We start from the raw sequence: 10453 nt of genomic DNA, 5'->3' as shown, positions 1-10453 counted from the left end.
CTGGATTTTTGAATATGATATCCTATTGGTTATTCTTTTTGTCTAGCGTAATTATGCTTAGTTCGTTATTTGTTGAAGCGGGACCAGCTTCAGCAGGATGGACAATTTATCCGCCTTTAAGTGCATTACCACAAGCTATTCCAGGTTCTGGAGCAGGGATGACACTTTGGTTGGTTTCTATGGCATTGTTTATTGCAGCTTCATTAATGGGTTCATTAAATTATATTGTAACTGTAATTAATCTTAGAACAAAAGGGATGTCTATGACAAGATTGCCACTAACAATTTGGGCTTTCTTTGTAACAGCAATTATTGGAGTTGTTTCTTTCCCTGTTTTATTATCAGCTGCTTTATTGTTGATTTTTGATAGAAGTTTTGGTACTTCATTCTTCCTTTCAGATATTTATATTGCAGGTGAAGTATTGCATTATCAAGGTGGTTCTCCAGTATTGTTCGAACACTTATTTTGGTTCTTGGGACATCCTGAAGTATATATAGTATTATTACCAGCTTTAGGAATTACATCTGAAATTATTGCAACAAATTCTCGTAAACCTATTTTTGGTTATAGAGCAATGATTATGTCAATTTTGGCAATTGCTTTTTTATCTACAATAGTTTGGGGTCACCATATGTTTGTATCTGGAATGAATCCGTTTCTCGGTTCTGTATTTACGTTCACTACTTTATTGATTGCGATTCCATCGGCAGTAAAAGCTTTTAATTATATTACAACTCTTTGGAAAGGTAATTTACAAATGAATCCAGCGATGTTGTTCTCTATTGGTTTAGTTTCTACATTTATTACTGGAGGTTTGACAGGAATCATTCTTGGAGACAGTACTTTAGATATTAATGTACACGATACTTATTTCGTTGTTGCTCACTTCCACTTGGTAATGGGTATTTCTGCTCTTTACGGAATGTTTGCAGGTATTTATCACTGGTTTCCAAAAATGTTCGGAAGAATGTTAAACAAAAATCTTGGATACATTCACTTTTGGGTAACTGCAGTTTGTGCTTATGGTGTGTTTTTTCCAATGCATTTTATTGGATTAGCAGGTTTGCCAAGACGATATTACACAAATACTAACTTTCCATTATTTGATGATTTACAAAATGTAAATGTACTAATAACTACATTCGCTTTAATTGGCGGTGCTTTTCAATTGGTATTTTTGTACAATTTCTTCACTAGTATTTTTTATGGTAAGAAAGCAGTTCAAAATCCTTGGAGATCCAACACATTAGAATGGACCACTCCTGTTGAGCATATGCACGGAAACTGGCCGGGAGAGATTCCTGAAGTTCACCGTTGGCCTTATGATTACAGTAATCCAGCGCACGATGAAGATTTTGTACCTCAAAATGTTCCTATGAAAGAAGGAGAAGAAGTCCTTCATCATTAATAATATTACAAAAATAGCTAAAAGCCTTTCCTTTCGGAAGGCTTTTTTTTTGATATAATCTTGAATGAGACCTATTCTAAATATGATATATGTCATAGAATTGTCTTTTATAATTTCGTAATTTAGCTAAGTAATTTATTTTATGCTTATGATTAACCCCCTAAATGAACCTATTATGAAATCAGTTTCTAAAATTTATTCTAAAATTTCTTGGTTTAGTTTCTTTTTCCTTTTTGTTTTTATTGCTACTGCTCAAGTTGGAATTGGGACAACAACACCTTTGTCTACTTTTGAAGTAAATGGTTCTGTTGGTCAGAAAGTAAATACTATAACTGCTACTACAACATTAGACGATACTTATGGAATAGTTATTTGTAATAATGGGTCAACTGCAATTACGGTAACATTGCCTAATGTTGCTTTATGCACTGGCCGAGTTTATACAATTAAACGAAACGCTACTAGTACTGCCAATGTTACTATTGCAGGAACTATTGATGGCGCTACAAATTTAGTTATGTCCAAAGCAGGTGAAGCGGTTACGCTTTTTAGCAATGGTACAGAATGGAAAGCAGCAAGTACAAATAATTCCTCTTTGTCTTCTGATTGGAATCTTACCGGTAACGCTGGGACAACTCCAGGAACTGATTTTGTTGGAACTACTGATGCACAAGATTTGGTTTTAAAAACAAATGCCACTTCAAGGATAAATGTTACAAGTGCTGGTGTAACAACTATAGGGGATATTGCAGGAGGGAATGATACAAAAATTGAAGGTGACGGAACGCTAGTCTTTGAAGGTAATGCCGAAGTATGGGATGACTTAAGGGTGTCTCTTGATAAAGGCTCCAATTCAGCATCGTTGCAGTATGTTTGGGGTAGTACTGGTCCTCAAATATGGTATTTTAGGAATAATGAAGGTCTCGAGATGATGTCATTTGTGGTGCAAATACCTCATAGTTGGAAAGAAGGAACTGTCATTTATCCGCATATTCATTGGATTCCAAATGCTTCTAGAACAGGAAATGTAGAGTGGAATCTAGATTATAGTTGGCAAAATTATGATGCAACGACACCACAAGTTTTTCCAACATTTACGACTAGTACAGTTGTTACGACAGGACCTTTCGTAGCAAATACTCATAGGATTACATCTTTGACAGGCGGTTCAGGATTAGATGGTACAGGTAAAAAAATATCAAGCGTTTTGATATGTCGTATTTGGAGAAACTCATCAAATAGTGCAGATACTTATGGCGACGATGCAGGTCTTTTGTCACTTGATTTCCATTATCAAATAGATACTGTAGGAAGCCGTGAACAATATGTGAAATAAAATCAATACTCATTTATAATTTTCTATGCCTTTCCAATCGAGAGGCATTTTTATTTGCTCATAACTTTGTTATATTTGTAGAATGAATGAAAATTTAGACCCAACAAACAACGGCTACAATCCAGAGGAACTTGATCTTGAAAAAAGATTAAGGCCGCTATCATTTGATGATTTTGCGGGCCAAGATCAAATTCTCGAAAACCTAAAAGTGTTTGTTCAAGCAGCAAACCAAAGAAATGAAGCGCTTGATCATACGCTGTTCCACGGACCTCCAGGATTGGGAAAAACTACTTTGGCAAACATTCTTGCTAATGAATTGCAAGTGGGTATTAAAATTACTTCTGGTCCAGTTTTAGATAAGCCAGGTGATTTAGCTGGTCTGTTGACCAATCTCGAAGAAAGAGATGTTTTGTTTATTGATGAAATTCATCGCTTGAGTCCAATAGTCGAAGAGTACTTATATTCGGCAATGGAAGATTTTAAGATTGACATTATGATTGAATCTGGCCCTAATGCTAGAACGGTACAAATCAATTTGAATCCTTTTACATTAATTGGTGCTACTACACGTTCTGGTTTATTAACTGCTCCAATGCGAGCTCGTTTCGGAATTTCATCAAGATTACAATATTACACCACCGAACTTTTAACTACAATTGTAGAACGAAGTGCTTCGATTCTTAAAATGCCCATTTCCATGGAAGCAGCGATAGAAATTGCAGGAAGAAGTAGGGGAACGCCTCGTATTGCCAATGCGCTATTACGTCGGGTTCGTGACTTTGCACAAATTAAAGGAAATGGTACAATCGACATTGAAATTGCTAGATATGCGTTGAAAGCTTTGAATGTCGATGCCCACGGTTTGGACGAAATGGACAATAAAATTTTAAACACCATTATCGATAAATTCAAAGGAGGTCCAGTGGGATTATCCACTTTAGCGACAGCTGTTTCCGAAAGTAGCGAAACTATCGAAGAAGTTTATGAACCTTTTTTAATTCAAGAAGGATTCATAATGCGTACACCAAGAGGTAGAGAAGTGACTGAAAAGGCATACAAACATTTAGGGAAAGTGCGAGTGAATATTCAAGGAGGACTTTTTTAATTTCCTAAGCCATTAAGAAATTAAGTTTCATTAAGATATTCCAAACTTAATTTTCTTAATTTCTTAATGGTTTAAATTTATTTAAATCATAATTGTTTAAAAACAAAGAAAAATACTCAAATTTTATAAAATCCGAAGCCAAACGCCTCGGGTTTTTATCTTGTGGCATATCCAAAGCAGGATTTTTAGAAGAAGAAGCACCTCGATTAGAGCATTGGTTAAATAAACAAATGAATGGTCAAATGTCCTATATGGAAAACAATTTTGACAAACGATTAAATCCGACTTTACTTGTTGATGGTGCCAAAAGTGTTGTTTCACTTTTGTTAAACTATTATCCTTCCGAATTTCAAAATCAGGATTCTTATAAGATTTCAAAATATGCTTATGGAGATGATTATCATTATGTAATCAAAGAAAAACTGAAAGAATTGTTGGCTTCCATTCAAGAGAATATTGGCGAAGTTTTGGGAAGAGCTTTTGTAGATTCAGCTCCGGTTCTCGATAAAGCTTGGGCTGCAAAAAGTGGTTTGGGTTGGATTGGAAAAAACAGTAATTTATTGACTCAAAAAGTAGGTTCTTTTTATTTTATTGCCGAATTAATTATCGACTTAGAATTAGAATATGATAATCCAACAACGGATCATTGTGGTTCTTGTACTGCTTGTCTAGACGCTTGTCCAACTGAAGCAATCATTGCACCTTATGTAGTTGATGGCAGCAAATGCATCTCCTATTTTACTATTGAGTTAAAAGAAAATATTCCACAAGAAATGAAAGGTAAATTTGCTGATTGGGCATTTGGTTGTGATGTTTGTCAAGATGTTTGCCCTTGGAACCGATTTTCGAAAGCGCATAAGGAACCCCTTTTTAATTCAATTTATGAAATTTTATCGTATTCCAAAAAAGATTGGATAGCACTTACTGAAGAAACTTTTAGAATTGTTTTTAAAGACTCTCCTATTAGAAGAGCCAAGTTTGAAGGCTTAAAAAGAAATATTGATTTTTTGGAATGATTTTAAATCCATTCCTTTTAGTTTTTTAAAAGAACATTGCATTATCGTTTTCAAAGACTTTTGAGAAATATTAATTAGATTAAAGGAGTGGTGGTTAGAGTAAATTATCAGAAGCAACCTACTAAAATATTTCTAGCGATAAAAAAATATTCATAAAAAAAATCGATATTTGTATATTATTCGATAAATTTAGTCCCTGAGAGTTAAAAAAAACTTAAGTATTTAAACAAAAACAAATGAAAAAAAACTTTACCCTATTAGTTTTAATGCTCTTGACGAGCATCATTTATGCACAACAAGATGCCCAATATACACAATATATGTATAATACCATTGTTGTCAATCCAGCCTATGCAGGTTCAAGGCAGGCGATGAGTGTCTTTGCTTTGCATAGAACCCAGTGGGTCGGTCTTGACGGTGCACCTGTTACAAATACTTTCTCGATTCATACACCAATTAAAGATACTAATCTTGGTTTGGGATTGTCTATTGTGAACGACAAAATAGGACAATCTATCGAAAATAATATTGCAGTTGATTTCTCTTATATAATTCCGATGTCAGATAACTACAAACTGTCTTTTGGATTAAATGCAAGTGCTGACTTATTAGACGTTGATTATTCAAAATTAACTTTTTACAATGCTGGAGATCCCAGATTTCAAAACAACATAGATAATAAATTTTCACCAAATATAGGAGTTGGATTTTATTTACATTCTGATAAAACATACTTTGGGCTATCTGCTCCTAATTTATTAGTAACCAAACATTTTGATGGTACAGCAAATAATAATGCCTCAAGTTTTATAGAAACTCAGCGTATTCATTATTATTTCATCGCGGGTCATATATATGACATTAATGAAGATGTAAAATTTAAACCATCAGTGCTTGCTAAAATGGTTCAAGGAGCTCCACTTCAAGTAGATTTGTCGGGTAATTTTTTAATAAATCAAAAATTTACGGCCGGGGTTTCTTATAGATGGGATGCTGCTGTAAGTGGTTTGGTTGGATTCCAAATTGATGATTCTTGGTTTATAGGTTATTCATATGATTTTGAAACCACAAAATTGGCAAATTACAATTCTGGTTCACACGAATTGTTTTTGCGTTACGAATTGTTCAAGAAAAATAACAGAATAACATCTCCAAGATTCTTCTAATCCAGTCTATTATGAAAATTAAAAATATATTTTACAGTACGCTTTTGAGTGTTTTCGTTTTTCAAGGATTTTCACAAAAAGCCAAAGTAGCGGCAGCTGATAAACAATATGACAATTATGCTTATGTTGATGCAATAGCAACATACGAACGAGTTGCCCAGAAAGGATATAAAGATGAAAAGATGTTTCAAAAGTTGGGGAACGCCTATTATTTTAACGCAGAATTAGAAAAAGCAGCAAAATGGTATGGAGAACTTTTTGCAATGAACCAAGAACAAGAGCCAGAATATTATTATAGATATGCACAATCCTTAAAAGCAACAGGTGATTATGTTAAAGCTGATAAAATGCTGCAGCAATTCAATAAAAAATCTGGAAACGATCTAAGGGCTAAATTAATCGAAAAAAACAAAAATTACCTCGAAGAAATCAAAGCTAATTCAGGGCGTTACACCATTGCCGATGCTGGAATTAACTCAGAATATTCAGATTACGGAGGTTCTTTTTTAGGAAATAAATTAGTTTTTGCCTCAGCGCGTGATACAGGAAGTATTTCCAAAATAGTTTTTGCTTGGACCAATCAATCTTTCACAAATTTTTATAGTTCTGAATTAAAAGAGGATGGCTCCTTAAGTAAACCTAAGCATTTTGGGAATAAAATTAATTCAAAATTTCATGAAGCTACACCCGTTTTTACCAAAGATGGAAAAACAATGTACTTCACTAGAAATAACTTTTTGGACGGAAAAAAAGGAGTTGATGGACAACAAATAACCTTGTTGAAAATTTACAAAGCCACTTATGTTGATAGCACATGGGTTAATGTAACCGAATTGCCATTTTCAAGTGATCAATACAGCACAGCACATCCTGCGCTAAGTAAAGATGAAAAGACATTGTATTTTGCGTCAGATATGCCGGGAACTCTAGGTCAATCAGATTTGTTTAAAGTTGCAATTAATGAAGACGGCAGTTTTGGTACTCCAGAAAATCTTGGAGCAACAATCAATACTGAAGGAAGAGAAACATTCCCTTTTATAAGTGACGACAACGAATTGTACTTTGCTAGCGATGGTCGTCCAGGATTAGGAGGATTAGATATATTTGTTTCTAATGCAGAAAAGGATGGTAGTTTCAAAGAAATTCAAAATATAGGGGCACCAGTAAATGGACCACACGATGACTTCGCTTTTATAATAGACAAAAACCGTAAAGGATTTTTTACCTCAAATAGACCAGGAGGTATAGGGTATGATGATATTTATAAGTTCACTGAAATAAAAAAATTAGTTTGCGAACAGTTCTTATCAGGAATCATAACAGATCAGGAAACAAGTGCCAAACTAGCAGGAGTGAAAGCAGGATTATTTGATGATAAATTCCAATTTTTGAAAGAATGTTTATCTGATGAAAACGGGAAATATAGCTTTGAAGTTGAGTGCGGTAAAAACTATTATGTAAGAGCTGAAAAAGAAGATTATCAAACCAAAGAAGTAAAAGTTACAATTGACAATGCAAAAGGAAAAACGGATATGCCTGTGTCAATAGAAAAAAATATTAAACCAATAGAGGTGGGAACTGATTTAGCCAAAACAGTTAATATTCCAAACATTTATTTTGATGTAGATAAATTTATCATACGTGAAGATGCTGCATTAGAACTTGGAAAAATTGTTGCAGTTATGAATCAATATCCTGCAATGAAAGTAGATGTACGCTCTCATACTGACAGTCGCTCATCGGCTAAATATAACGAAGAGCTTTCTAATAGTCGGGCCAAAGCTACAATGGAATGGTTAGTCCAAAACGGTATTGAGTCAAGTAGATTAACGAGTAAAGGTTATGGAGAATCCCAGTTGATTAATAAATGTTCTGATGGTGTAAAATGTACAGAAGCTGAACATCAGGCTAACAGACGTAGCGAGTTTATCGTTATTTCAATGGAGTAATCACAATCAAAAGAAGTGAAAAGCCTTTCCAATTGGAAAGGCTTTTTTTATTTCAAGAGCCTAACATCTAATCTTAGTTCTAATGGGAGATTTGGTGTTAACTCATTTAGATTCAAAATAAATTTCAATAAATATGCCGTTTATATGATGTTTTTTTTTATTTTTATAATCAATTAAATTTTTATCTATTATGACAGTTAATCAAATATTGAGCACGAAAGGGAAGGAAGTTTTTTCAGTATTGTCAACAATAACAGTATATGAAGCTTTGGGAGTGATGAGTGAAAAAAACATTGGAGCTATTTTAATAATAGAAGATAATATATTGAAAGGCATTTTGTCTGAGAGAGATTATGCTAGGAAAATTGCTTTGAAAGCCAAATCTTCAAAAAAGACTCTTGTTTATGAAATTATGGAGGAAAATGTGGTTACTGTAAAACCAACTGACAATTTAGATTATTGTATGGAATTGATGGATACAAAAAGGGTAAGGCATTTACCAGTTTCTGAAAACGATAAAATCATAGGAATTATTTCTATTAGTGATGTAGTGAAAGCAATAATTGAAATGCAAAAAGCAACGATTAAGCATTTAGATTCTTATATTTCACAATAAAAATTAAAAACCAATCAATAATATTCAATAGCTGCATTTTGTGCAGCTATTTTTTTACAAAGCACATAATATTTTTTGTAAATGAACGGTATAAATGCTTAGTTTTTAAGCCAAGTCTTATATCTTTGTAAGACCAAAAAAAATAAATACAATGGAAAAAAATAGCAAAAGAAGAGAAGCTTTATTATATCACGCAAAACCTACTCCAGGAAAAATTCAAGTAGTTCCAACCAAGAAATATGCAACGCAAAGAGATCTGTCATTGGCTTATTCGCCGGGAGTTGCAGAACCTTGTCTTGAAATCGCAAAAGATGTAAATAATGTATATAAATATACTGCTAAAGGGAATCTGGTAGCGGTAATTACTAATGGTACTGCTGTTTTAGGTCTTGGGGATATTGGCCCTGAAGCTTCAAAGCCAGTAATGGAAGGTAAAGGATTGTTGTTTAAGATTTTTGCTGGAATTGATGTGTTCGACATTGAAATAGGGACAAAAAACATTGAAGAATTTATTCAAACGGTTAAAAATATAGCACCAACTTTTGGAGGAATTAATCTTGAGGACATCAAAGCACCAGAATCTTTCGAAATAGAAAGACGATTAGTCGAAGAATTAAATATTCCAGTAATGCATGATGATCAGCACGGAACAGCTATTATATCATCGGCGGCTTTGATTAACGCATTGGAACTTGCAAATAAAAAACCCGAAGATGTAAAAATGGTCGTTTCAGGGGCAGGTTCTGCGGCTCTTGCCTGTGCAAATATGTATGTTTTGCTTGGGGTAAAATTTGAAAACATTTTGATGTTTAACAGCAAAGGAGTTTTGACAAAAGACAATCCTAATTTATCTGTTTTACAACAAAAATATGCTACTGATAAAAAACCAATGAGTCTTGAAGAGGCGTTGGTAGGCACGGATGTTTTCTTGGGATTATCATCCGGAAATATTATGTCTCCAGAAATGCTATTGGGAATGGCCAAAAATCCTATCGTTTTTGCGATGGCAAATCCAATTCCAGAAATTGATTATAATCTTGCTATGGCAACTCGAAAAGATGTTATTATGGCAACAGGTCGATCCGATTATCCTAACCAAGTAAATAACGTTCTTGGTTTTCCTTATATTTTTCGTGGAGCACTAGATGTTCGTGCTACAAAAATCAACGAAGCTATGAAAATGGCCGCCGTTAGATCACTTGCTGCTTTGGCAAAAGAGCACGTTCCTGAGCAAGTAAATATTGCTTATGGAGCTACGAAATTAGTTTTTGGTCGCGAATATATTATTCCTTCTCCTTTTGATCTAAGGTTGATAACCGTTGTTGCGCCAGCTGTTGCAAAAGCGGCAATGGAATCAGGAGTTGCTTTGCATCCAATTCAAGATTGGAATAAATATGAAGAAGAGCTTTTAAACCGTTTGGGGAATGAAAATAAAATGGTTCGTTTGATTGCAAATAGAGCCAAAATGAATCCTAAAAAAATCGTTTTTTCCGAGGCAGATCAACTCGATGTGCTTAAAGCAGCCCAAATTGTATATGAAGAAGGTATTGGTTTTCCAGTTTTATTAGGAAAAAAAGAAATTATTTTAGAATTGAAAAAAGAACTTGGTTTCGATGCCGATGTTCAAATTATTGATCCTAAAGTTGATGAAGAAGAAACAAGGAGAAATAAATTTGCCAAAGCCTATTGGAAAACAAGACAAAGAAGGGGAATTTCTTTATATGACGCACAGAATTTAATGCGAGAGAGAAATTATTTTGCAGCAATGATGGTCAACGAAGGCGAAGCAGATGGATTAGTAACAGGACATTCCAGAAGTTATTCTTCGGTGGTTAAACCAATGTTGCAACTTATTG

At 34.0% G+C, this 10453-nt stretch carries 8 protein-coding genes; all 8 read left to right on the top strand.

Translation table 11 applies throughout. The features are described from left to right. Positions 1-1409, top strand: a 1409-nt coding sequence (locus PHC28_RS10735) for a cbb3-type cytochrome c oxidase subunit I (RefSeq protein ID WP_300099928.1), incomplete at its 5' end; no start/stop codon positions are given. A 175-nt stretch (positions 1410-1584) separates the two neighbouring features. Next, positions 1585-2745: a hypothetical protein gene (locus PHC28_RS10730; RefSeq protein ID WP_300099925.1), complete on the top strand. Its 1161-nt coding sequence runs from the start codon at positions 1585-1587 to the stop codon at positions 2743-2745. 82 nt (positions 2746-2827) lie between these two features. Beyond that, positions 2828-3850, top strand: a complete 1023-nt coding sequence (gene ruvB, locus PHC28_RS10725) for a Holliday junction branch migration DNA helicase RuvB (RefSeq protein ID WP_300099922.1) — start codon at positions 2828-2830, stop codon at positions 3848-3850. A 92-nt stretch (positions 3851-3942) separates the two neighbouring features. Beyond that, entirely contained in the window at positions 3943-4866 is a 924-nt protein-coding gene (queG, locus tag PHC28_RS10720; RefSeq protein ID WP_300099918.1) for a tRNA epoxyqueuosine(34) reductase QueG, read from the top strand. Between the two features lie 236 nt (positions 4867-5102). Then, a complete protein-coding gene (locus PHC28_RS10715; protein ID WP_300099915.1) occupies positions 5103-6032 on the top strand; it encodes a type IX secretion system membrane protein PorP/SprF in 930 nt (309 codons plus the stop codon). A gap of 11 nt (positions 6033-6043) precedes the next feature. Further along, positions 6044-7981, top strand: coding sequence for an OmpA family protein (locus tag PHC28_RS10710; RefSeq protein WP_300099912.1), 1938 nt, complete (start codon positions 6044-6046; stop codon positions 7979-7981). Between the two features lie 190 nt (positions 7982-8171). Then, a complete protein-coding gene (locus PHC28_RS10705) occupies positions 8172-8597 on the top strand; it encodes a CBS domain-containing protein (protein WP_300099909.1) in 426 nt (141 codons plus the stop codon). Between the two features lie 151 nt (positions 8598-8748). After that, on the top strand, positions 8749-10453 hold a 1705-nt coding region (locus tag PHC28_RS10700; protein ID WP_300099907.1), incomplete at its 3' end, for a phosphate acyltransferase.

Source organism: Flavobacterium sp. (assembly GCF_028712645.1).
Taxonomy (GTDB): Bacteria; Bacteroidota; Bacteroidia; order Flavobacteriales; family Flavobacteriaceae; genus Flavobacterium.
The sequence above is the reverse complement of the archived record's forward strand: the minus strand, read 5'-3'. Positions and strand labels throughout refer to the sequence as shown.

Bases quoted from the DNA above. Each gene is read 5' to 3' on its own strand.
- PHC28_RS10715 (WP_300099915.1), top strand. From the start codon at position 5,103: ATGAAAAAAAACTTTACCCTATTAGTTTTAATGCTCTTGACGAGCATC.
- ruvB (WP_300099922.1), top strand. From the start codon at position 2,828: ATGAATGAAAATTTAGACCCAACAAACAACGGCTACAATCCAGAGGAA.
- PHC28_RS10705 (WP_300099909.1), top strand. From the start codon at position 8,172: ATGACAGTTAATCAAATATTGAGCACGAAAGGGAAGGAAGTTTTTTCA.
- PHC28_RS10730 (WP_300099925.1), top strand. From the start codon at position 1,585: ATGAAATCAGTTTCTAAAATTTATTCTAAAATTTCTTGGTTTAGTTTC.
- PHC28_RS10710 (WP_300099912.1), top strand. From the start codon at position 6,044: ATGAAAATTAAAAATATATTTTACAGTACGCTTTTGAGTGTTTTCGTT.